23 protein-coding genes are annotated in these 23105 nt (G+C 64.2%); 1 reads left to right on the top strand and 22 read right to left on the bottom strand.

Annotated features, from left to right (window positions below):
- From RM530_RS15125 to RM530_RS15070, 12 genes are all read right to left on the bottom strand, one after another.
- On the bottom strand, nt 1-1151 hold a 1151-nt coding region (locus RM530_RS15125), incomplete at its 3' end, for an adenylosuccinate synthase (RefSeq protein ID WP_311366092.1).
- 98 nt (nt 1152-1249) lie between these two features.
- Nucleotides 1250-2230, bottom strand: a complete 981-nt coding sequence (locus tag RM530_RS15120; RefSeq protein WP_311366091.1) for an ATP phosphoribosyltransferase regulatory subunit — start codon at nt 2228-2230, stop codon at nt 1250-1252.
- Nucleotides 2227-2421, bottom strand: coding sequence for a DUF2065 domain-containing protein (locus RM530_RS15115; RefSeq protein WP_311366090.1), 195 nt, complete (start codon nt 2419-2421; stop codon nt 2227-2229). The genes RM530_RS15120 and RM530_RS15115 overlap by 4 nt, the downstream gene beginning before the upstream one ends.
- A complete protein-coding gene (gene hflC, locus RM530_RS15110) occupies nt 2421-3290 on the bottom strand; it encodes a protease modulator HflC (RefSeq protein WP_311366089.1) in 870 nt (289 codons plus the stop codon). Before hflC ends, RM530_RS15115 begins: the two co-directional genes overlap by 1 nt.
- On the bottom strand, nt 3290-4405 hold the full coding sequence (hflK, locus tag RM530_RS15105; RefSeq protein ID WP_311366088.1) for an FtsH protease activity modulator HflK: 1116 nt from the start codon (nt 4403-4405) through the stop codon (nt 3290-3292). Before hflK ends, hflC begins: the two co-directional genes overlap by 1 nt.
- Nucleotides 4406-4521: 116 nt before the next feature.
- A complete protein-coding gene (gene hflX, locus RM530_RS15100; RefSeq protein ID WP_311366087.1) occupies nt 4522-5826 on the bottom strand; it encodes a ribosome rescue GTPase HflX in 1305 nt (434 codons plus the stop codon).
- A 19-nt stretch (nt 5827-5845) separates the two neighbouring features.
- Nucleotides 5846-6085 (bottom strand): RNA chaperone Hfq, encoded by a 240-nt coding sequence (hfq, locus tag RM530_RS15095; RefSeq protein WP_311366086.1) that lies wholly within the window; start codon nt 6083-6085, stop codon nt 5846-5848.
- Nucleotides 6086-6172: 87 nt separating this feature from the next.
- Complete coding sequence (miaA, locus tag RM530_RS15090) at nt 6173-7114, bottom strand: tRNA (adenosine(37)-N6)-dimethylallyltransferase MiaA (RefSeq protein WP_311366085.1); 942 nt, start codon at nt 7112-7114, stop codon at nt 6173-6175.
- The gene (gene mutL, locus RM530_RS15085; RefSeq protein ID WP_311366084.1) at nt 7115-8932 is read right to left on the bottom strand and encodes a DNA mismatch repair endonuclease MutL; all 1818 of its coding nucleotides are present in this window, start codon (nt 8930-8932) and stop codon (nt 7115-7117) included.
- 111 nt (nt 8933-9043) lie between these two features.
- On the bottom strand, nt 9044-10450 hold the full coding sequence (locus RM530_RS15080) for an N-acetylmuramoyl-L-alanine amidase (RefSeq protein WP_311366083.1): 1407 nt from the start codon (nt 10448-10450) through the stop codon (nt 9044-9046).
- 90 nt (nt 10451-10540) lie between these two features.
- Nucleotides 10541-11050: a tRNA (adenosine(37)-N6)-threonylcarbamoyltransferase complex ATPase subunit type 1 TsaE gene (gene tsaE, locus RM530_RS15075; protein WP_311366082.1), complete on the bottom strand. Its 510-nt coding sequence runs from the start codon at nt 11048-11050 to the stop codon at nt 10541-10543.
- Nucleotides 11047-12546 (bottom strand): NAD(P)H-hydrate dehydratase, encoded by a 1500-nt coding sequence (locus RM530_RS15070; protein WP_311366081.1) that lies wholly within the window; start codon nt 12544-12546, stop codon nt 11047-11049. The genes tsaE and RM530_RS15070 overlap by 4 nt, the downstream gene beginning before the upstream one ends.
- Here RM530_RS15070 and queG point away from each other — a divergent pair.
- Nucleotides 12545-13624 (top strand): tRNA epoxyqueuosine(34) reductase QueG, encoded by a 1080-nt coding sequence (queG, locus tag RM530_RS15065; RefSeq protein ID WP_311366080.1) that lies wholly within the window; start codon nt 12545-12547, stop codon nt 13622-13624. The two genes, RM530_RS15070 and queG, sit on opposite strands and share 2 nt — an antisense overlap.
- Nucleotides 13625-13646: 22 nt before the next feature.
- Here queG and RM530_RS15060 read toward each other — a convergent pair whose 3' ends face one another.
- The 10 genes from RM530_RS15060 to RM530_RS15015 form a co-directional block, all read right to left on the bottom strand.
- Nucleotides 13647-14606 (bottom strand): PA2778 family cysteine peptidase, encoded by a 960-nt coding sequence (locus tag RM530_RS15060; protein ID WP_311366079.1) that lies wholly within the window; start codon nt 14604-14606, stop codon nt 13647-13649.
- Between the two features lie 30 nt (nt 14607-14636).
- The gene (locus RM530_RS15055; RefSeq protein ID WP_311366078.1) at nt 14637-15014 is read right to left on the bottom strand and encodes a PA2779 family protein; all 378 of its coding nucleotides are present in this window, start codon (nt 15012-15014) and stop codon (nt 14637-14639) included.
- 44 nt (nt 15015-15058) lie between these two features.
- Nucleotides 15059-16699, bottom strand: a complete 1641-nt coding sequence (pgi, locus tag RM530_RS15050) for a glucose-6-phosphate isomerase (RefSeq protein ID WP_311366077.1) — start codon at nt 16697-16699, stop codon at nt 15059-15061.
- 93 nt (nt 16700-16792) lie between these two features.
- Nucleotides 16793-17446, bottom strand: a complete 654-nt coding sequence (locus RM530_RS15045; protein WP_311366076.1) for a TIGR02466 family protein — start codon at nt 17444-17446, stop codon at nt 16793-16795.
- 7 nt (nt 17447-17453) lie between these two features.
- On the bottom strand, nt 17454-17834 hold the full coding sequence (gene panD, locus RM530_RS15040) for an aspartate 1-decarboxylase (RefSeq protein WP_311366075.1): 381 nt from the start codon (nt 17832-17834) through the stop codon (nt 17454-17456).
- Between the two features lie 254 nt (nt 17835-18088).
- Nucleotides 18089-18949 (bottom strand): pantoate--beta-alanine ligase, encoded by an 861-nt coding sequence (gene panC / locus RM530_RS15035; protein WP_311366074.1) that lies wholly within the window; start codon nt 18947-18949, stop codon nt 18089-18091.
- 9 nt (nt 18950-18958) lie between these two features.
- Nucleotides 18959-19774, bottom strand: coding sequence for a 3-methyl-2-oxobutanoate hydroxymethyltransferase (panB, locus tag RM530_RS15030; protein ID WP_311366073.1), 816 nt, complete (start codon nt 19772-19774; stop codon nt 18959-18961).
- Between the two features lie 85 nt (nt 19775-19859).
- Nucleotides 19860-20345, bottom strand: coding sequence for a 2-amino-4-hydroxy-6-hydroxymethyldihydropteridine diphosphokinase (folK, locus tag RM530_RS15025; RefSeq protein WP_311366072.1), 486 nt, complete (start codon nt 20343-20345; stop codon nt 19860-19862).
- Nucleotides 20346-20348: 3 nt separating this feature from the next.
- Nucleotides 20349-21761, bottom strand: coding sequence for a polynucleotide adenylyltransferase PcnB (pcnB, locus tag RM530_RS15020; RefSeq protein WP_311366071.1), 1413 nt, complete (start codon nt 21759-21761; stop codon nt 20349-20351).
- On the bottom strand, nt 21758-23011 hold the full coding sequence (locus RM530_RS15015; RefSeq protein ID WP_311366070.1) for an NAD(P)/FAD-dependent oxidoreductase: 1254 nt from the start codon (nt 23009-23011) through the stop codon (nt 21758-21760). The genes pcnB and RM530_RS15015 overlap by 4 nt, the downstream gene beginning before the upstream one ends.
- Between the last annotated feature and the right edge of the window lie 94 nt (nt 23012-23105).

Genomic DNA, 23105 nt, shown 5'->3' with positions numbered 1-23105 from the left:
CCGTAGGTGCTCTGCTTCCAGCCGGGCAATTCCTCGTAGACCGCTTCGATCTTGAGGAAGCCTTCGGCGCCGATCGGCGGCACCTCGACAGGCATGCCATCGACCCGATAACCGACACAGAACCGGATCACGTCCAGTTCGTCGAGCACGTCGAGCTTGGTGACGCACAGGCCGGTCACGCTGTTGTTGAAGATCGAACGTCGCGCGGCCACCGCGTCGAACCAGCCGCAGCGGCGCGGACGCTTGGTGACAGTGCCGTACTCGGCGCCCTTGTCACGAATATGCTGTCCGATGTCATTATCCAGCTCGGTGGGAAACGGGCCGCCACCGACGCGCGTGGCATAGGCCTTGACGATGCCCAGTACATAGTCAAGCTCGCGTGGCCCGACGCCGGAGCCCGTGGAGGCGCCACCGGCCGTGGTGTTGCTCGAGGTCACATAGGGATAGGTTCCGTGATCGACGTCGAGCAGCGCGCCCTGGGCGCCTTCGAACAACACTTGGTCGCCGCGGCGTATGTGTAGACGCAGCAGCTCGGTCACGTCCGCCACCATTGGTTTGACGATTTCTGCATAACCGAGCAGGTCATCCAGCGTCTGCTGAAAATCGGCCGGCTCTTCATGGAAGTAGTTCTGCAGCACGAAGTTGTGATAGCCGAGCAGTTCGCCGAGCTTGGCGGCCAGCTGCTCGCGATGGAACAGGTCGCCGACGCGGATCGCGCGACGTGCCACCTTGTCCTCGTAAGCCGGGCCGATACCCTTGCCGGTGGTTCCGATCTTGGCGTCGCCACGCGCCAGTTCGCGCGCCTGGTCGAGCCGGGCGTGCACCGGCAACACCAGCGGCGTTGCCTCGGAAATCTTGAGACGATCGCGCACCGACATGCCGGCGGCTTCGATCTTTTCGATCTCCGCGATCAGGTGCGGCAGCGAGAGCACCACGCCGTTGCCGATCAGGCAGGCCACGCCGGGCCTCATGATTCCCGAGGGAATCAGGTTGAGTGCGGTCTTGACACCGTTGATGACGAGCGTGTGCCCGGCGTTGTGACCGCCCTGAAAGCGGACCACCGCCTGCACCTTCTCGGTCAGCAGGTCGACGACCTTGCCCTTGCCTTCATCGCCCCATTGGGCTCCGATGACGACGACTGTCTTAGCCATGACTGATTTCCGTGACGTCCGTGGACAATGGATGGAACTCCAGAATGGAGGGATGCGCCGACGGCGCACACGCGCAGGTCGCGCACCGTCGAGGCGAATCAGGCGCCGAGCCGCAGCAACTCATTGAGATCGGCCGAAAAACCGGTGGCCGGGCGGCCTTGTCCGAACTCTGCGCCGACACCGTCATAGCGGCCGCCACGCGCCAGTTCGCGACCGTGGCCGGGCACAAAGGCGGCGAAGACGAGACCGGTTTGATAGCGATATCCGCGAAGCTCGGCGAGATCGATGTGCAGCGGCAGTTGCGGCGCCGCACGGGCCAGCTCCGCAGCGGCCGATTCAAGTACCGAAAGTGCCTGCATGGCTTCATCGCCGGCATCCGCGAGCGCGAGCCGCGCCTGATCGATCACCGCAAGATCACCGTTGAGGCTCATCAGGGCAGAGATCAGGCGCGCCGGGTCCGCCGGCATCCCGACCGCCGAACTGAAGGCTTGGTAGTCCGGCTGCGACTTGCGCTGAAGAATGTCGAACAGCGTGGCTTCATCGTCCGCATTGAGTCCCAGACGCGCCACCAGCGAGCGGTAGATGCCGACATGGCCCAGATCGATGTGCGCCTGGTCGACACCGGTGATGTCCAGGGTATCGACCAACAGCCGCAGGATTTCGTGGTCGGCTTTCATGCTGGCATCACCGAACAGTTCGCAACCGACCTGACGCGGCGCACGCGAGCCGCCCATCGCGTCGGGCTGCGTTCGCAGCACGGTACCGATGTAACACAATCGGACGACATCGCTCTGGTCGAAACGGCGCGCCACAATGCGCGCGGCCTGCGGCGTCATGTCCGCACGCAATCCCAGCAGGCGCCCGCTGGCCGGATCAACCAGCTTGAAGGTCAGGCTTTCCAGATCGGAGCCGGCGCCGACCAGCAGCGTGTCCAGGTGCTCGAACAGCGGCGTGTAGATCAGGCCATAGCCACGATCGCGATACAGATCGAGCAGCTTGCGGCGCAGGTCTTCCAGCGCCCACGACGATGGCGGCAACCATTCCTCGACGCCGTCCGGCAGCATCCAGTTTCGCGTCATCGCAGGAACTGCACCAATTGCAGCAGGACGATGCCGACGACCATCGCGATCAGACCTGCGGTACGCATCTGCTTGTCATCGAGACTCGCCATGCGCAGCAGAATCTGTCGCCAGCGGCCGGGAAACGCGAACGGCATCAGACCCTCAATCACCAGGACCAGTGCCAGCGCGCGTAGCAGATCGTCCCACATCAGCGACCCGCTGGGTTCTTGAAGTACTTGAACAGCTCACTGCTTGGCTCCAGCACCATCAGGTCCTGCTGACCGTTCCAGCTGTTCCGGTAGACATCGAGACTGCGATAGAACGAATAGAACTCGGCGTCCTTGTTGTAGGCCGTCGCGTAAATCTCGGCGGCCTTGGCGTCGCCCTCACCACGAATGCGTTCGGCTTCCTTGTAGGCATTGGCGACGATGACCGCGGCTTCGCGATCGGCGTCCGCACGGATTTTCTCGGCTTCCTCGGAACCGCGTGCGCGGAAGTCGGAGGCCACGCGCTGACGCTCCGAACGCATGCGCTGATAGACCGAATCGCTGACGTTATCCGGCAGGTCGATCGCCTTGACGCGAACGTCGACCAGCTGGATTCCGAGTTCGTCGACCTTCTCTGCGGTGGAGTCCTCCACCGCCTTCATGATGTCGTCGCGTTCATCCGACACGACCTGGCGGATCGTGCGGATCGAGAACTGGTCCCGCAGCGCGCGGTTGACGATCGACGCCAGACGATCATTGGCGTTGATCTCCAGGCCGGCCGTGGCGCGGTAATAGGTGCGCGTGTCCTGGATCCGCCATTTGGCGTAGAAATCGACCTTGACGCTCTTTTTCTCCGAGGTCAGGAAGTCCTCGGACTGGTTGTCGAGCGTCAACACGCGGCTGTCCATGCGGCGCACGCTGTCGGCGATCGGCCATTTGAAATGCACGCCAGGCTGCGAATCGACACCAATCACCTCGCCGAAGCGCAGCTTGATGACGCGTTCGCGCTGGTCGACGATGTAGAACGTCTGGTAGAGAACAAAGACCGCAATCAGGGCGAGCGCGATCGAAAAAAGTTGACGGTTGCTCATCAGCGCCTCTCGCGTTCGCGTAAGCGGTTGTCGTTCGAGCTGCTGTTCGATGACGTCGACGGCAGCGACGATGTGGTCTTGCCATCAGTGGTTGCGTCACTGCGGTTCTTCATCAGCTGGTCGAGCGGCAAATACAGCATGGGATTGGCTTCACTGGCATCGACCAGCACCTTGCCGGTGCGGCTCATCACGTCTTCGAGCGCATCGAGATACATGCGCTGACGCGTCACCTTCGGCGCCTTTTCGTACTCGGTCAGAAGTTGCGTGAAGCGGGCCACGTCACCTTCGGCTTCCGCCACCACGCTGTCACGGTAGCCGGTGGCCTGGGAGACCTGACGAGCGGCAGTACCACGCGCCTGCGGCAGACGCTCATTGGAATAGGACTCGGCTTCGTTCTTGAAGCGCTGCTGATCCTCGCGCGCTTTGATGGCGTCGAGGAAGGCGTCCTGAACCTGTGCCGGCGCACGCGCGTCGATCATGTTGACCTGCATCACGATCAGGCCGGTTTCGTAGCCGTCGAGAATGTCCTGCAGCAAGGTTCGCGCACGATCTGCGACCGCCTGGCGTCCTTCGATCACAACGAAGTCGAAGGTGTTGCGGCCGACGATCTGGCGCACCGCGCTGCGCGTCGCCTGACGCAGCGTCGCATCCGGATCCTTGACGCTGAACAGGTAGTTCTCGGCAGAGGTGACGCGGTACTGCACCTTCAGTTCAAGTTCGACGATGTTCTCGTCTTCGGTCAGCATCGAGCTGCGATCGGTGGACTCGCGCACCTCGGTGACGTTGACCTTTTCCTCGCGCTCGAACGGCCACGGCACATGCCAGCGCAGACCTGGGCCTTCGGTTCGACTGTAGGCGCCGAAGCGCAGCACCACGGCCTGTTCGCGTTCGTTGACCATGTAGAAACCCGAGGCACCCCACAGCGCCACGATGGCCAGCAACAACAGCAGCACGGCGCCGGAAAAACCCTTGCCGCCCTTGCCGTCGCGACCACCGAATCTCGCCTTGAGACGCTTCAGGATTTCGTCCACGTCAGGTGTATTGCCACCGCTACGACGTCCGCCACCGTTGTTGTTCCAAGGGTCGCGGCCGCCGCCGGGCTCGTTCCAAGCCATATTGTGCTCCGACGATCGAGGCAGTTGAAACTGCCGACCGAAAACTGTCGATAAAGGTCGATAAAAATGACCGCACGCGGCGGCCGTCGTTCTGATTTCGGCGCGATTCTAGCAGTTCACTGCGCCGATTCCTGCATTGGTGGCGCCGGTATCGGCAAATCCGCCTCGCGGCACATACGTGCCAGTTGCGCGTACGGCATGCGCACCGTCACCGTCCAGCTGCCATCGTTCTCGACCTGTTCGCGCAGCACCGCCTCGTGCTCGAACAAACGGGCCCGCAGGCCGCCGGCGCGCAGCGGCACACGAACCTCGCGCTCGACACTGTCGGCGAAAAAATGATCGCGCACGACCTGCCGCAGCCTGTCGAGTCCCTGCCCGCTTTCGGCCGAGACGTAGATGCGCGTGACCTGAGCTTCGGCATCGCGCTGCAATTCAGGCGTCTCGCGATCAAGCAGATCGATCTTGTTGTAGACCAGAATCCGTGGAGCCTTGGTCGCACCGATCTCCTCAAGCACTGCATTGACCTGCTCGATTCGAACGCTGCATTCCGGGTCGGCGGCGTCGACCACGTGCAGCAGCAAGCCGGCGTCCCTGGATTCCTCGAGCGTGGCACGGAACGCCGCCACCAGATCATGCGGCAGATCGCGAATGAATCCGACGGTATCGGCCAGCACGATGTGTTCGCCCGGCGGCAGTGGCAACCGCCGCAAGGTCGGATCCAGGGTCGCGAACAGCTGGCTGGAGGCAAAACTGTCATTGCCGGTCAGCGCATTGAACAGCGTCGATTTCCCGGCATTGGTATAGCCGACCAGCGACACCGTGGGCACTTCGTTGCGCAAGCGCTGCTGACGCGACAGCGAGCGCCGTTTGCGCACCTCTTCGAGACGCCGCTTGAGCATCGCGATGCGATGGCGCACCAGTCGCCGATCGGTTTCCAGCTGGGTTTCGCCGGGGCCACGCAGGCCAATGCCGCCGCCCTGGCGCTCAAGATGCGACCAGCCACGGACCAGGCGCGTGGAAAGATGCTGCAGCTGAGCCAGCTCGACCTGCAACTTGCCCTCGTGCGAACGTGCACGTTGCGCGAAGATGTCGAGGATCAGCCCGGAGCGGTCAAGCACGCGACACTTGAGCCGCTTCTCCAGATTGCGCTCCTGGCTCGGCGACAGCGCGTGATTGAACACCACCAGCTCGGCGCAATGCAGTTCCACGGCCTCGGCGACTTCGTCGGCCTTGCCGCTGCCGACGAACAGACTCGAATCCGGACGCTGGCGACGGCCACCGATGAACGCCGTGATCTCGGCGCCGGACGCGCGCACCAGCTCGCGGAATTCAGCGGCTTCGACACTGTAGTCGGAACCCGGGAATTCCAGATTGACGAGTACCGCTTTTTGCGACGTCGGGCGCGTGGCCGTCTCAGGCATGCGGGCGTCGCGGGCGATCTTAGTCTTCGCTGCTATCGTCGTCACTCGACAGGCGCACCGGGCGCGCCGGCACGACGGTCGAGATCGCGTGCTTGTAGACCATCTGACTGACGCTGTTCTTGAGCAGGACTACGAACTGGTCGAACGACTCGATATGGCCCTGCAGCTTGATGCCGTTGACCAGATAGATCGAGACCGGAATCCGTTCTTTGCGCAGCGTGTTCAAAAAAGGTTCTTGTAAAGTTTGACCCTTAGACATGTTCTTTCCTGGTAGTCCTTTATTCGTTACAGACAGGCGGGCCGGGCAAGGTCCCCGCGCCTCCGGACTGTCTCGCGATCGAGTGTATCACGCTCGAATCCGATCTTCGGCGGCCCGCGCCAGATCAGGGGTATCCGGGTCCAGATAGTGCACATCGGTCTCGGTGCGCAGCCAGGTCAACTGGCGTTTCGCGAACTGTCGCGTCGCCGCGATGCCCTGATCCACGGCCTGCTCCAAACTGGTTTCACCGTCCAGATGACGCCACATCTGGCGATAACCGACCGCGCGCATCGACGGCATGTCCGGATCAAGGTCGCCACGTGCGCGTAGACGTGCCACTTCAGCGACCAGGCCCTGGTCGATCATCTGACGAAAGCGCTGTTCGATACGCTGATGCAGGCGGGCGCGTTCTGGCGGGTTGGGCGCCAGTTTGATGACCGGCCCCTGTAGCGTCGAATGCGCGCCGGCCGCGAATCTTGCACTCGCCGGACCTCCATCCAGTTCACAGATCTCGAGTGCGCGCTGGATGCGATGACCATCATTCGGATGCAGCCGCGCGGCCGTCACCGGATCCAGCTCCGCCAGACGTCGATGCAGGCGCGGCCAGCCCTGCACCGCTGCTTCGGCTTCGATGCGGGCCCGCAGTTCGGGATCGGCAGGCGGCAATTCGCTGAGTCCGCGCGTCAGGGCGCGAAAGTACAGCATGGTCCCTCCCACCAGCAGGGGCAGTCGGCCGCGCACACGTATCTCGCGAATCAGGCGGCCGGCATCGGCAGCGAAACGCGCCGCCGAGTAGGCCTGTGCAGGGTCGAGAATGTCGATCAGATGGTGCGGAATTCGTGCGCGGACCGCGACATCCGGCTTGGCGGTGCCGATATCCATGCCGCGATAGACCAGCGCGGAATCGACGCTGACGATTTCGACATCGAAGCGTTCCGCCAACGCGAACGACAGCGCCGTCTTGCCAGATGCCGTCGGCCCCATCAGCAGGACCACCGGGATCGCTTCGTCCGGCGTCTCAGACGGCATTCATCGACCGCGCAGAAACAGCCGGTCCAAGGCGCCGTGATCGAGCTGCACCCAGGTCGGACGACCGTGATTGCACTGGCCGGACAACTCGGTGCGCTCCATGTCGCGCAGCAGTCGTTCCATCTCCGGCAGGCTCAGGCGGCGGTTGGCCTTGATCGCGGCACGACAGGCCATGTCCGCGAGTACGCGTTCCTGCGCGTCGAGCACATCGCCGAAATGGCGGTGACTCTCGCCGGCCGCGCGTTCGCCGAGCGCGCTGCGCACCAGACCTTCGACTTCCTCCAGCGGCAGCAGTGGCGGCACCGCTCGAATCGCCAGTGAGGTCGGGCCGCTGCGATCCAGCTCCACACCGTAGGCCAGCAAGTCATCGCGATGATTGTCTGCTAGGTCGGCCAGGTCTTCGGGCAGATTCAGGCGCAGCGGCTCCAGCAAGTGTTGGCTGGGCAGGCTGCCGGTATGCAGGTCGGTCTTGAAGCGTTCGTACAGCACGCGTTCGTGCGCCGCATGGGCGTCCACGACCACCAGTCCGTGCTGGTTCTCGGCCAGAATGAACACGCCCGCCAGTTGCGCCAAGGGGCGGCCGAGCGGCATGTCGCTGTCCGCCGCCGGCTGAGGCGGCGAGGGCTCCGCGACCGGCGCGGCGCCCAATGCTGCCCAGGCAGTGCGAGCAAAGTCGACCGTTGGTTCGGCGACCTGCTGCAAGGGCAAACGCGCCGATGCGGACGAGAAGTTGGTATTGCGAAATCCAGGGTCCGGCACCGCCGAGGACAACGCCATCCGATCCGGCTTGTGTGCCCACTCGACGCGGTGATGTTGCTGCGGCTCCGGCCGTACGTCGCGCAGCGCACGCTGGATCGAACCGAACAGAAAGTCATGCACCGTTGCCGATTGCCGGAAACGCACTTCGAGCTTGGCCGGATGAACGTTCACGTCGACGCCGGACGGATCGAGCTCGAAGAACAGCACGAATGCGGGGTAACGCGTGCTGTGCAAGGCGTCCGCATAGGCGCGCCTCAGCGCCGAGGCGACCAGCTTGTCGCGCACCACGCGACCATTGACGAAAAAATACTGAAGATCGGGCTGCGCGCGCGAGAAACTCGGCAGCGCGGTCCAGCCCCACAGCCGCATGCCCAGGCGCTCTTCTTCGATGAGGATCGCGCTGTCCGCGAACGCCTCACCGCACAGCGCCTTCATTCTGGCCTCGGCGCTGCCGCGGGCCAGCCGAAACACCTCTCGCCCATTGTGCCGAAGGGCGAATGCGCGCTCCGGCCGCGCCAGCGCGATGCGACGCAGCGCCTGATCGACGTGACGGAACTCCGTGGATTCGGTGCGCATGAACTTGCGACGCGCCGGCGTGTTGTAGAACAGATCGCGAACTTCGAGCGTGGTGCCAGGGCTGTGCGGCGCCGGTTGCGGCTGCGCGTCCGCGGCAATGGCGCCCTCGCCCGCCAATCGCCAGCCGTGCTCGTCCGTCGCCGTTCTGGATACCAGCGACAAGCGTGACACCGACAGCACGCTGGGCAGCGCTTCGCCGCGAAAACCGAAGCTGGCGACACGCTCCAGCTGATCCAGCGATTCGATCTTGCTGGTGGCGTGGCGCGTCAAGGCCATCGGCAGCTCGTCGCGTGCGATGCCGTTTCCGTCATCGCGGATTCGGATCAGGCTGAGGCCGCCACCTTCGAGCTCAACCTCGACCGCCCGGGCCTCGGCGTCCAGGCTGTTCTCGACCAGTTCCTTGACCACGGCGGCCGGCCGCTCGACGACTTCACCCGCGGCGATCTGGTTGATCAGTTGTTCGGGAAGTATCCGGATCGCCATGGCTCAGCGAGTTCCGTTTGCGGAACGCGGCGGCGGCAAAACGGGTGGAGTTGGCGGTGGCAAGACGAGCGGCTCGAATCGGTCGAACCGCGAAGGATACGGACAGCGCTCTCAGTGCGCGACCGGAATCTGCAGAACTTCGCCGACCTTCAGTCGATCGCCGTTGAGGCCGTTGGCGCTGCGCAGATCGTTGAGGCTGACCTGATGGAGCTGCGCGACCTCGGACAGCGTGTCACCAGAACGCACCGTGTGATTATTGCTGCTGGCCGAATTGGCCGGCGCAGAGACATAGCGCAGCGGACGGTAGTTCTGGAAATAGCTCTGCACGCCCTTGAAGATCGCCTTGGCCAGCGTCGCCTGATAGCCGGAATCGTTGAGCAGCTTTTCTTCCTTGGGATTGGTGATGAAAGCCGTCTCCACCAGGACCGAAGGAATGTCCGGTGACTTCAACACGACGAAGCCGGCCTGTTGCACCGAGGTACGTTGCAGCTTGTTGATGCTGCCCAGCGATTCGAGGATGCGGCCACCGACATCGATGCTGGCCTCGATCGCCGAGGTCTGCGAGATGTCGAACAGCACCGCGGCCAGGGTGTCGTCCTTGCCGGACAGCTCGACGCCGCCGATCAAATCGGCGGCGTTTTCCTTGTTGGCGAGCCAGCGCGCCTGCTCGGACGTGGCACCGCGGTGTGACAGGGCGTAGACCGCACTGCCGTTCACACGGCTGTCCTTGTAGGCATTGGCGTGAATCGACACGAACAGGTCGGCCTGCGCATCACGCGCGATGTTCATGCGTTCGCGCAAGGCGATCAGCGTATCGCTGTCACGGGTGAGGACGGCCTGATAGCCGGGCTGCGCATTGACCAGCTTGGCCAGCCGGCGCGCCATCGACAGGGCGACGTCCTTTTCGAGTACGCCATGCGAACCGCGCGCACCGGAATCCTTGCCGCCGTGACCGGCGTCGATCGCGATCACGATCGGCTTTTCGTAAAGCGTGCTCCTCGGCTTCGCAGCCGGCAGGGGCGCCTGCGCGGCGGGCACTTTGATCTGCGGCACCGGCGGCGCCGATTCGGGCGCCGGCTGTTGTTCGGGCGCTGCGGCGGCGATCGTCGTGCTGTCGCGACCTTCCGGCAGATTCAGCGTGCCTTGCTCACCGAGATCGACCACCAGTCGGTAGCCATAGTCACCGTTCGGGGTCAGGTCGAAGCTCTTGGGGCGAACCGCTTCACTGAGATCGAGCACGACGCGCAGTGCCCCATCGGGACGCCGGCCCGTGCGAATGCGCTGGACCAGGCCACTGCCTTCGAGTGAGGCCGCCAGACGTGAGGAGCGCTCGACCCCGTCGAGGTCGATGACCACGCGTTCCGGTGCAACCAGCGAAAAAACCTTGTGGTCGGTCGGCGCGGACAGATCGAAAACCACCCGCGTGGTCTCGGGTCCGGCCCACACGCGTACGTCGCGTAGTTCTTTCGCGCCCACAGCCAATGGCAGCAATAGGAACAGCAACGACAGGCAGCGCACCGCCGGTTCTCCCTGGAGAGTGACCCCAGGCGAAGTCTAAGCGTGGAGAAGCGATCTATCAAGCATTTTCTTTAATTAAAACAGCATTTATCAGCGGTTAGTTAAAGTGAAGCCTTGCAAACGGCCCTGAATCCGGCCGATTTGCGCCGAGAAAGCGGCTTCGATCGCCCGTCCGAGCGCCGTCCGCGCAGCAATCTCCAGGTTTCGTCCGGCCGCATCGGCCTGCAGGCGAATCTCCAGATCCGCTGCGGGCAGATGGCTGATTCCACGTTGTGGCCACTCCACCAGCCACAGCGTTTCGCCGGATGGATAGTCGTTCAAACCGAGTTGATCGAGCTCATCGGGGTCGGCGATCCGGTACAGGTCCACGTGCAGGATTCGCCTGAGTTCAAGCTCGTAGGGTTCAAGCAAGGTATAGGTCGGACTGCGCACCGTTCCCCGCACCCCCAGCCCACGCAGAATCGACCGGGCCAGCGTGGTCTTGCCGGCACCGAGATCGCCTTCAAGGAAAATGACTGCGCCCGGCACATCCACCAGAGCGGCGGCCAGCGCCCGGCCTATCTCGATTGTCGCCGCCTCGTCCGCCAGGAACCGTTTCATGGATTCATGATCTCGCGCAGGCTGTCGATCAGGTCGCTGGGCAGCAGCCCACGTTCGCCGCGCTTCGCCGCCAGATCGCCAGCCAGGGCGTGCGCTGCCACAGCCACTCCCACTGCGGTTTCGGTAGACATCGGCATGCTGCGATGCTGCGCCAATACGGCGGCGACCACGCCAGTCAGCACATCTCCCATACCACCGACGCCCATGCCCGGGTTACCGTGCGGGCACAGCCCCAGTTCGCGTCCTTGCACCAGGCTGCCGGCCCCTTTGAGCACGGCAACGCCGCCGTACCGCTGTTGCAGCTGCGCGACGGCCGACAGGCGGTCGCCTTGAATCGTGGCCGTATCGAGTTGCAGCAGGCGTGCCGCCTCACCTGGGTGCGGCGTCAATACCCAGTCTTCGCGCGATCTCGGTGAATCCGCCAGCAGGTTCAGCGCATCGGCATCCAGCACCAGCAAGCGCTCGCAGGCCAGGGCCGCCTTGAACATCGTCCGACCCCAGGCCTGCTGGCCAAGACCAGGCCCGATCGCGACGACATCGGCCTTGTCGATCAATGATGCAAGCGCCTCGACATCCTCAACGCCGTGCGGCATCAGCTCGGACTGCGCCATGGCCAGGCCGGCCGCATGCGCCGAGCGCGTCGCGACGCTGACCAGGCCGGCGCCGCCGCGCAAGGCTGCGCGCGCCGCCATCAGCAAGGCGCCGTTGGTGCCACCGTCGCCGCCGATCAACAGCACATGGCCGTGACTGCCCTTGTGCGCCGAGCGTGGACGCCGGCTCAGAGTGCTGCGCAACAGATCCTCACCCAGCAGGCTGGCCGCCTGTGGAAGCGCCTCATAGATCGTCGCCGGAATTTCAAGCGCGTCGAAGACCAGATCGCCGGTCCGGTCCGGTCCCTCCCCCAGGTGTAGCCCCGGCTTGCGGCCGATAAAGCTGACGGTGAGATCGGCGCTGACCGCGACACCCGGTGCCTGTCCGCTGTCTGCGAACAGACCGCTCGGAATATCCAGCGCCAGGACCTGCGCACCGCGATCACGCGCCGCATTGATCGCGGTGAGGCAGGCGGCAGCTTCGCCCCGCGGGGCGCGCGACAGACCGGTGCCGAACACGGCGTCGACGAGCAATACGCCCTTGCTGCATTCGCTCAGCGCGTCGGCGCTGGCCGGAAACACCGCATCCCCGCCCTCCAGCCAGGCCGAACGCGCCGTGGCCGCATCGCCGCGCCGTTCGCCGGCCAGTTCGAGCACGCGCACGTCGAGACCATCGCTTTGAGCGAGTCGTGCGAGTTCGTATCCGTCGCCGCCGTTGTTGCCGGAGCCCGCCACCACCACGACCCGCTTCGGTTTGCGCAATCGCGCCACGGCAGCGGACCAGGCCGCCGCTGCGGCACGCTTCATCAGTACATGGCCGGGAATGCCGCAGTCCTCGATGGCGCGGCGATCCAGCTCGCGAACCTGCTCGGCGCCGTAGAATGCGCGTGATGATGGATGTGACATGCCCACCAGTATAGAAGCCGATCGCCCGGCCCTGAACGCCTTGCCGGAACGCATTCTGGCCTGGGCTCAGGATCTGGGTTTTTCCGATGCCGCGGTCTCGCGAGTCCAGCTGCAGAAGGACGAGCATCACCTGCGCCACTGGCTGGAGCAGGGCTACCACGGTTCAATGGGCTACATGAACCGAAACCCTGCGCAGCGCAGCCGGCCGGCCGAGTTGCGCGAAGGCACGGTCTCGGTGATCTCGGCCCGGATGGACTACTGGCCGGTCGGCGCGGACGCGCAATCGGTGCTGGATGATCCGCGCAAGGGCTATATCGCACGCTACACGCTCGGACGGGACTATCACCGAACCGTACGCGGACGCCTGCTGAAGCTGGCGGCGCGTATCGGCGAAGAGATCGAACCGCACGGTTACCGGGTGTTTTCGGACAGCGCGCCATCTCTCGAAAAAGCCTTGGCGCGCGACGCCGGATTGGGTTGGATCGGCAAGAACACCCTGCTGCTCAACCGCAAGGCCGGCTCGTACTTCCTGCTGGGCGAAATCTATACGGACCTGCCGCTGGCGGCATCCGATGCCGCCCCACGCAGCCACTGCGGCAGCTGTCAGGCCTGCATCGACATATGCCCGACGCGTGCGATCGTGGCGCCGTATCAACTCGATGCGCGGCGCTGCATCTCCTATCTCACGATCGAGCACCGCGGCAGCATTCCGCTGGAATTTCGAGAGGCCATCGGCAACCGAATCTTCGGCTGCGACGACTGTCAGATCGTTTGCCCCTGGAACCGCTACGCCCGTCCCGCCGAAGTGCCCGACTTCAATGTGCGCCACGGCTTCGATGCACCGTCCCTGGTCGAACTGTTTTCCTGGGAAGAGGACGAATACCTGCGACGCACCGAGGGTATGGCCTTGCGACGCGGCGGCTACGGCAACTGGCTGCGCAATCTCGCGGTGGCGCTGGGCAATGCCCCGCGGGAACCGGGAATCATCGAGGCGCTGAAGGCGCGGGCCGACGATGCCAACGCAATCGTGCGCGAGCACGTGCACTGGGCCTTGCAGCGCCACGGCCTCGCAGTCTGAATCCGCGAGCCTGCGGTGGCGCTCAAGGCTTGAGGGGGCAGCGGGCGCTCGTGTTCAATGCAGCAATATCGGCCCGGGTCGAACGCAGCAAGGTGAGCTGCGAGGGGTTCGCGCCGACCTCCGCCGTCGCCAGCTCCTGCTGCGCACGTTCGGTGCAGCCGAGTTCGGCGAGCGTCTGCGCATAGTTGTTGCGCACCAGACTCGCCGAGGGGTCGATGTCGATCGCCCGGGCATACGCTTTGGCCGCTTCGGACTGCTCGCCGAGCGCATAATGCACATTGCCCAGGGCCGCCCAGACCAGCGCCTTGCCGGGCCAGCGCCGGCTCGCCGCCTCATACGCGATTCGGGCCGTTTCCGGCCTCCCCAGAGACTCGAACGGGGCGACGGCAGCGAGCCAGGTTTCGGCGGTGGCGCTGGCTGGCAGCTCGTCGGGTCGGACCACAACTACGGTCCAGCGCCCGCCGCGGTCCCAGCGCGCGAGCCAGTCCTTGTCGGACTCGATGTGACGTGGTTCGGTGCCAGAGCGCATCACGAATTCGCCGCGATCAGCATCGTGTCCGACCGTGACCGCGTAGTGCCAGACCGGAAGCCGGTTCAGGCCCAGATTCTGGAAAACGAGCACCGGGCGGCCCGCATAGAGTTCGGCGAGCACCGATTCGACATGGCCGTCCAGCCGGAACGGCACACGCCCATGCCGCCGTGCGGACGCGATCATCTCGGACTGCAGGCTGCCTTCGCGTTCCGGAATGTAGACCTCGGACACCAGGGCTTCAGGCGTCACCGGCACGCCCGAGTTCACGAGCACGGTCGCCAGCGCCGCAGGCCCGCACTGGTAGCGCTCCTGCGCGAAGAACGGCGTGTCGCTCAGCTCGACGCTGACGGTCTCCTGTCGCAGACGCAGGGTTTCAGGCCCTGCGGCACAGCCGGCCAGCAGCGCCAGAGCCAGGCAGGCTCCGGGAAGACCAACGAAAACGGACCGCACCAGGCGGTCCGCAGATCGTCGCCCGAACACTCAGATCGAGGTGAAGACGTTGGTCACGCCGACCAGTTCGAGAATCAGCAGCACCAGGAACACGATGCCGATGACGGCGATCGCGTCACCGCCGGCCGGCTGCTCCTGTATCTTCAGCGACAGCTCCTGCAGTTCCTGATCCGACAGCGACGCGACGCGCTGCTCGACCACGCTGGGTGCGACACCCCAGGCCTGCAACTGATCGCGGACGTCGGCCCGCGCCAGGAAGGTATCGACCGCCGCACGATCCCGCGTGCTGGCGCCCTGGGACATCATCTGCTCCGTGCTGACCACGGCCGCCAAGGCCGGCGTCGGCAATACGGCGGTAAGCATCGCCGAAACGGCGAAGCTGGCAAGGATCGCTTTGATCTTGTTCATGCTGTTCACTCCTGTTTTATTGAAGAATTGCATTGGCATTGCCGCTACCGCTGAAACCCGACCCCTTCGCTGACGCGTGCGACCAGTGCGCGGGTCGAGGGGTCGAGTTCGGCCACCTCGCCATCGAGCGCGCTGACGACGCTTTTGGCCAGTTGCTTGCCCAGTTCGACGCCCCATTGGTCGAAGGCGTTGATGTTCCAGATTACGCTCTGCACGAAGGTGCGATGCTCGTAGAGCGCCAGCAGCGCGCCCAGATGGAAAGGGTCGACGCGCGGCATCAGCAGTGTGTTGCTGGGCCGGTTGCCGCTGAACACCCGATGCGGCACGGCCGCATCCAGCTCGGTGCCGCGCAGGCCCTGCGCGGACAGCTCGGCGCGAACCGTATCGGCATCCTTGCCGCGCATCAGCGCGGCACCCTGCGCCAGGCAGTTGGCGATCAGCAGTTTCTGCTGCTCGTGCAGTTCGTGATCGGCGGCGAGCGGCAATACGAAGTCCACCGGATTGACGTCCGTGCCCTGATGCAGCATCTGGAAATAGGCGTGCTGGGCATTGGTACCGACATCGCCCCAGAGGACCGGCGTGGTGCGGTAGTCCAGCGCGACGCCGTCGCGATCCACACTCTTGCCGTTGGATTCCATCTCCAGCTGCTGCGCCCAGGCCGGGAACCGCTGCAAGCGCTGCGAATACGGCGCCAAGACCTGGGTCGGACAGTTCAGGAAATTGGTGTTCCATACGGCCAGCAGGCCGAGCGTCAGCGGCAGATTGTCGGCGCCCTCGGTCGTCGCGAAATGGCGGTCCATCGCCTGGGCGCCGGACAGCAGTTCCACGAAGCGCTCCGCACCCATCGCGACGGCGATCGACACACCGACCGCAGACCACAGCGAATAGCGACCGCCGACCCAGTCCCAGAACTCGAACATGTTGTCGGCCGCGATGCCGAAGCTCTGAACGGCATCGGCATTGGTCGACACCGCGACAAAGTGCCTGGCCACGGCCGCTTCGCCCAGACGGCCAACCAGCCATCGCCTCGCGGCATGCGCATTGGCCATGGTCTCCTGGGTGGTGAACGTCTTGGAAGTGATGATGAACAGCGTCTGCGCCGGATCAAGGCCCACCAGGGTATCCGACAGCTCGGCACCGTCCACGTTGGCGACGAAGTGCGAACGCGGGCCGTCGCAATAAGGTGCGAGCGCCTGGCAGACCATGCGCGGGCCCAGGTCCGAACCGCCGATGCCGATGTTGACGACATCGCGAATGACGTCACCACTGGCGCCGGTCCATTGCCCACCGCGTACCGCTTCCGCGAACGCACAAAAACGGTCACGCACCGCTGCGACCAGCGGCACGACGTTGTCGCCGTCGACGCGCATCGGGGTGTCGTCGAGACAGCGCAGGGCCATGTGGTAGGCGGCCCGGCCTTCGGTGTGATTGACCGCTTCGCCAGCGAACAGGCGTTCACGCCATTGCTCGAAACCACATTGGCGGGCCAGCCGGTGCAGGCTGGCCAGCACGGGCGAATCCACGCGCTGCTTGGAGAAATCCAGGAACAGGTCGAGCGCCTCGACGCTCAGTTCCTCAGCCCGTTCGGGCTGCTGCTGAAACAGTTCATTGAGATTCGTCGCGCACAACCTCTCGGCATGCCCGACGAGTTCGTGCCAGACGGCGCTGTTCGTCAGTTCGGACATCTGATTGTTCTTTTGGATGCTGGACTCCCAAGCCTATCCTCGGAAGTGTGCCCGCAGCAAAGTGTCCGTATCCTGAACGCTGGTGCCAGAGCTTCAGACCCAGGCGTAGTTGAAGCTGATGCTGATGCGCTCGCCACTGGCGAGGCTGGGCGGGACTTCGTGGCGCTGCCAGCTTTCGAACAAGGTGAGCCAGCCTGCACGCGCCGGATAGATCACGTGATGACGCATCGGCTCGGGCGCGTCGTCGGTTCTTGCGGGCGCCGCCATGAAGCTCGCCAGTCGCGGATCCTCGAAACGCAGGCCGCTGCTCCTGGCGGGCGTCTTGACGTAGTAGGTGCCGCTGACCACGGCGTGCGGATGCACATGGGCGCCATGCGCGCACAGCGGCCCCATGATGTTGATCCAGCAGTCCGTCATCTGCAGACGGGCTTCGCCGAGATCCCAATGCAGCGCCCGCGCATAGGCGCGCACATGGCGGTCAATCGCGGCACGCACATCGAAGAATGTGCTCGACATCTGGTGCAGCTGGTCGAGCGAGGCATAGCTGGTGTAGCCGCCGGGATAAGCCTTGCCCGACCAGCGGCGGCCGGCGACATCGTGATCGCGCAATTGATGCGCCTCACGCTCCAGTTCGCGGTTCAGAGACGTCACGCCCCGCGTCTTGAGCGGGGCGTGATAGATCAGCGTCGGAAACAGCGCGGCAACCCGCGCCGCGGCGGCGGGTGCCGCCGGCTTTCGTGCGGGCACGGCGCCGTCAGGCGGCCTGAACGGGAATCGTGTTGGCGGTCCGAGTCACGTGGTTGTTCTCATCCAGATAGATGAGCTTCGGCTTGTGGTTGCGCGCCGCGGCTGCATCGAGACCGGCGTAGCTGCAGATGATCAGGCGGTCGCCCACACCCGCCTTGTGGGCAGCGGCGCCATTGACCGAAATGACATGCGAACCGGCCTCCGCGCGGATCGCGTACGTCGTGAAACGTTCGCCATTGGTCACGTTGTAGATCTGGATTTGCTCGTATTCGAGTATTCCTGACGAGTCGAGCAGATTCGAATCAATCGCACACGAACCTTCATAGTCCAATTCGGCGTGCGTCACGCAGGCACGGTGCAGCTTGGCTTTAAGCAGCGTGATATGCATGGCTTTCCCTCAACGGGTTTTTTGGCGACCCCGGGTGGCCCACCAAGACATGCACCCGGCATCGAGGGTTTCTTTTCAAGACGGGCGGCCCACTAAGACATGCGCCCATAAACAGGTCGAACCGCCGGTCCGTCCCTGCGAATTTCGGAGTGTAGCGAGCTATCGGGGCAGCGGCAACCACGGCGCGGACCAACGGTTCCCGAGGCCCGGCTCATCGACGGGACGGGCTTTCGGCGTGCGCCGATGCGCGCAGCTCACGTGGCGAGGTGCAGGTTCACAGTCAGGTTGTCGATGAGCCGCGTCGATCCAAGCAGCGCCGCGATGAGCACCACATAGCCATCGGCATCCACCGTCGGCGGAGCCAAATCCGGTGCGCGTATCGCCACATAGTCCGGCTGAAATCCGCGCTCGACCAGCATTTCGGCAGCCTCGCGCTCCAGCGCCGAAAAGTCGCGCCGGCCAGAACGCAGACCCGAGGCGACATGCTGCAGACTGGCGAAAATCCCGATGGATCGGGCACGTTGTTCCGCACTGAGATACTGATTGCGCGAACTGCGCGCGAGCCCGTCCGCTTCGCGAACGGTCGGCGCCCCACTGACCTCGATCGGCAGTCCGAGATCCGCGGCCATACGGCGGATAACGGCGAGCTGCTGGTAGTCCTTTTCACCGAATATCGCCAGATCCGGCTGCACCAGGTTGAACAGGATGTTGACGACGGTCGCCACGCCACGGAAGTGTCCCGGCCTCGACAAGCCATCCAGTTGCTCGACCAGGGTCCCGTCGACCTGCACGGTGGTACTCGGCGGGTAGCCGTTGGGGTACATCTGTTCGAGCGATGGCGCGAAAACCAGGGTGGCGCCCTGCTCACGCAGCACCTCGCAATCCGCGTCGAACGTTCTTGGATAGCGATCGAAATCCTCGTTCGGCCCGAACTGCAGGGGATTGACGAAAATGCTGACCACCACGCAGTCCGCCGAATCCCGCGCCTGGGCGACCAGACTGGCATGCCCGGCGTGAAGATTGCCCATGGTCGGCACCAGCGCGATGCGCTGGCCCTGGGCGCGACGCTGCGCGATCGCGGCGCGCAAGGCGGTCACTTCATGGATCAATTGCATCGTCGCGGCTCAGAAGCAATGCTCCACCGCGGGGTACGCGCCGGACTTGACGGCCTGTACATAGGCCGCAACGGCCGTCTCGATATCGCTCGCCTGCGCCATGAAATTCTGCACGAAACGGGGCGAACGGCCGACGGTGACCATCGGCGAGATGTTGAGAATGTCCTGCAGCACCAGCATCTGGCCGTCCACGCCGGCGCCGGCGCCAATACCGATGACCGGCACCGTGGCTGCCTCGGTGATGCGCCGCCCCAGATCAGCCGGGACGCACTCGAGCAACAGACAGTCCGCACCGGCTTCCTCGAGCAGACGCGCGTCACGTGCCATAGCGGAGGCGGCGGCTTCGTCCCTGCCCTGCACCTTGAACGCGCCCAGCTTGTGAATCAACTGCGGCTGCAAACCCAGATGTGCGCAGACCGGTACGCCTCTGACCGACAGATACTCGACGATGTCAGCCTGCTCGCGGCCACCTTCGAGCTTGACCATTTTCGCACCGCCTTCCTGCATCAGCCTCTGCGAGGCGTCGAGTGCGCGCTCGCGAGTGGCGTAGGACAGAAACGGCAGGTCGGCCACCAGATAGGCGCGCTTGAGGCTGTCCTTGATGGCTCGGCAGTGATAGACGATGTCATCGACGGTGACTGCGGTGGTGGTCGATCGGCCGTGGATCACCATTCCCAGCGAATCGCCGACCAGCACGAAGTCCACACCAGCACGATCTTCGATCAGCGCAAAACTGGCGTCGTAGCAGGTCAGGCAGGCAATTTTTTCACCGGCTGCGCGCATCCGGTGCAGTTCCGCGACATTGACGGATTTGACCATGTCCATGCCTCTCCTCGGCTCAGGTTTCGAGAGCGCGACTATATCAGCCTGTCCGGAAGCGGAGCGTTCCGAAGCCCGCGCTTGGGCCGCATTATCGAGACCAGCGATCGATTCCGTCCATGCCGACCCGATCCAGGAAGTCGCGAGCCCTGCCCAGGCCCGGAAGCATCAAGTCCGGGGCCAACTCCAGTAGTGGCACCAGCACGAAATTCCGGGAGGTGATACCCGGGTGCGGCACCTGCAGATCGCTGCGATCGATCCGCATCTGGTCGTAGAGCAGCAAATCCAGATCGATACGCCGCGAACCCCATTTGGGTCCGTCGCGCCGTTTGCCGAGCGCATCCTCGATCGCAACCAGTCGCTGCAACACTTCATCCGGACTGCACGCGGTTTCGATCAGCACCACGGCATTGCAGTAATCCGCCTGCCCCGGAGGGCCCAGCGGATCGGTGCGGTAGAAACTTGACTCGGCGCGCACCGTCAATCCAGGACTCGCGCGCAGCGCCTCGATGGCTCGCTGAAGTTGCAGCGCAGGCTCGCCGAGGTTGGCGCCCAAGCCGATATAAGCGAGCGCCATCGCTCAGCCGGCGGGTTTGCCACTGCGACTGCGCCGACGACGGCGGCGCTTGCGCGTCGCCGGGGCGGCATCCCCGTCTTCATCCGGAACCGGCGGCAAGTCGCTGAGTTCGACCGATTCCTGCGCATCGGTCCACCACTGCGCCAGTTCCTGCGGCGCCAGGCCTGCTTCTGCGCGCAGCAGCAGGAAATCGTAGGCGGCACGAAAGCGTGGATGTCCCAGCAGCCGCTTGGCTCTCGCGCCGCGACGCTGCTCGAAGCGGGGCTGCAACATCCAGATTTCACGAGCCGGCACACTGAAACGCTTCGGTATCGCCACCCGGGAAATCTGCCGCGCCACCACTTCTTCCGCCGCCTGAGTCCAGGCTACGGCCGGCGGATGGCCCTGCTTGTCCTGCAAGGTCGACGCTCGGCGTTCCACCGCCGGCCACAGCAACGCGGCATAGAGAAACGACGGACTCACCGTGGCGCCACGCGCAAGTCGGTCGGCGGTATTGCTCAGAGCCGACTCGACGAACTGCAGCAACTGCGGCGATTCCGAGATCACGGCTTCGCTCTGCGGGAACATTTCGCGAAACAGTCCGAGTTCACACAGGGTGCGAAAGCTCGCCGCGGCATCGATCGCCAGCAGTATCTTCAGCACTTCTTCGAACAACCTCGCTGCCGGAACCTCGCCCAGCAACGGCGCCAGCTGCGGAATTGCCTTGCGCGCAGAGGCTTCGATCTCGAAACCCAGCTTCGAGGCGATACGCACGGCGCGCAGCATGCGCACCGGATCCTCGCGATAGCGCAGCTCGGGGTCGCCGATCAGGCGCAGCTGACGCCGCTTCAGGTCCTCGAGCCCGCCAACATAATCGACGATCGCAAAATCGCGAATATCGTAGTAGAGCCCGTTGACGGTGAAGTCGCGGCGAAAAGCATCTTCCTCCAGCGTTCCATAGACGTTGTCCGAAAGAATCCGCCCACTGTCGTCGCGTTCGTGGGAATCACTGATCGGGCCACGAAACGTGGTCACTTCGAGAACTTCGCTACCGAAGCGAACGTGGGCGATCAGAAAACGACGCCCCACCAGGCGACAATTGCGGAACAGAGCGCGAATTTGCTCGGGCTTGGCATCGGTCGCGATGTCGAAATCCTTTGGCGGCACGCCAGCCAGCAGATCGCGCACGCCGCCACCGACCATGTAGGCCTCATAGCCGGCGTCCTTGAGCGTATAGAGAACCTTCAGCGTGGCGCTGGAAATCTGCGAACGCGAAATCGAATGTTCCGCGCGCGGAATACGTACGGGGTCTACGATGGTGGCAACCCTTGATCCAAATAAGCCGAAAGACGCTACGCCATCAGCCAGACGGCGTAGCGCCGAAGCGCCCCATTCTAGCGGGCTTGCGCGCTTTTCGCGCGTGAACGGCTGCCTCACCCGGCGGCTTCGAGCAGCGATTTCAGTGGCACGGACTCGTCGGCCAGCACCGCCGGATCAGGCTTGCAGCGCTCGGCCACGAGCTTCTTGCCGGCCATGAATTCAGGGGCACGATTGACCGAATCGATTGCAATGAGCTGGCCCTCCCGCAGGTAGAACGCCATGAACGAGCGCGTGTCCGGATTGCCGCGCAAGACCACATGATCATAGCCCTGCGACAAACCGACCATCTGCAACTTGAGATCGTACTGGTCCGACCAGAACCAGGGGGGCAGTTGCGGAGCTGGCGTCTTGCCGACGATCGCCGCGGCGGCGATGCGCCCCTGCTCCATCGCGTTGGGCACCGATTCGATACGTACCCGGGTTTCAAGAAAGCCGTTCAGCGAGTTGGCGCAGTCGCCGATCGCGAAGATGCTCGGGTCGTCTGTGCGGCAGTTGCCATCGGTGACGATGCCATTGCTGACCTCCAGGCCGGCATCCAGTGCCAACGAAACCGCTGGCGAGATGCCGACACCCACGACCACCAGATCGGCCTCCACTCGCGAACCGTCGTCGAGTACCACGGCCGTGACCTTGTCGCCCTCGGTGTCGAAAGCCTGCACCACCACGCCGGTGCGCACATCGGCTCCGGCTTCACGATGCACCTTTTCGTAGAAGCTCGACATGTCCGGCGCCGTGACGCGGGCGAGTACCCGCGGCGCGGCTTCAAGCACCGTGACCGCGACCTTGTTCTTGATCGCGTGCGCCGCCACTTCGAGGCCGATATAGCCGCCCCCGATCACCACCAGCTTGCGCCCCTCGACAAACTCTCCGCGAATGGCGATCGAATCGTCGGCAGTACGCAGGCTGTGGACGTTGCTCTTGTCAGCGCCCGGGAACGACAGCTTTCGCGCCGAGCCGCCGGTGGCGAGTATCAGAAAGTCGTAATCGAGTTCACGGCCATCCTGAAGCTCAACGCGCTTGAGTTCACGTTCCACATTGACCACGCGCATGCCGCCGATGTATTCGATTCCGGCCTTTTCATAAGCACTCAGCGGCTTGATCAGCAGCGTCTCCGCAGCTGCGTCACCCGACAGGAACGCCTTGGACAGCGGCGGACGACGATACGGCGGGTACGGCTCCTCGCCAATCAGGATGACTCGACCCTCGAAGCCTGCCTGTCGCAGCGCGGAGGCGGCTTCCGAACCGGCCTGCCCCCCTCCAACGATAACGGTGGTGGGTTTGTTGGTTGCGGGACTGCTATCCGACATTGATCTGTATCTCCCTCGGTCCATATAAGTAGTGGTGTGCCTGCACACCGTTCCGGCGCCCCGGATTATCCGGCTAAAGGGCCCTGGTCCGCGA

This window comes from Banduia mediterranea, assembly GCF_031846245.1.
Taxonomy (GTDB): domain Bacteria; phylum Pseudomonadota; class Gammaproteobacteria; order Nevskiales; family Nevskiaceae; genus Banduia; species Banduia mediterranea.
The sequence above is the reverse complement of the archived record's forward strand: the minus strand, read 5'-3'. Positions and strand labels throughout refer to the sequence as shown.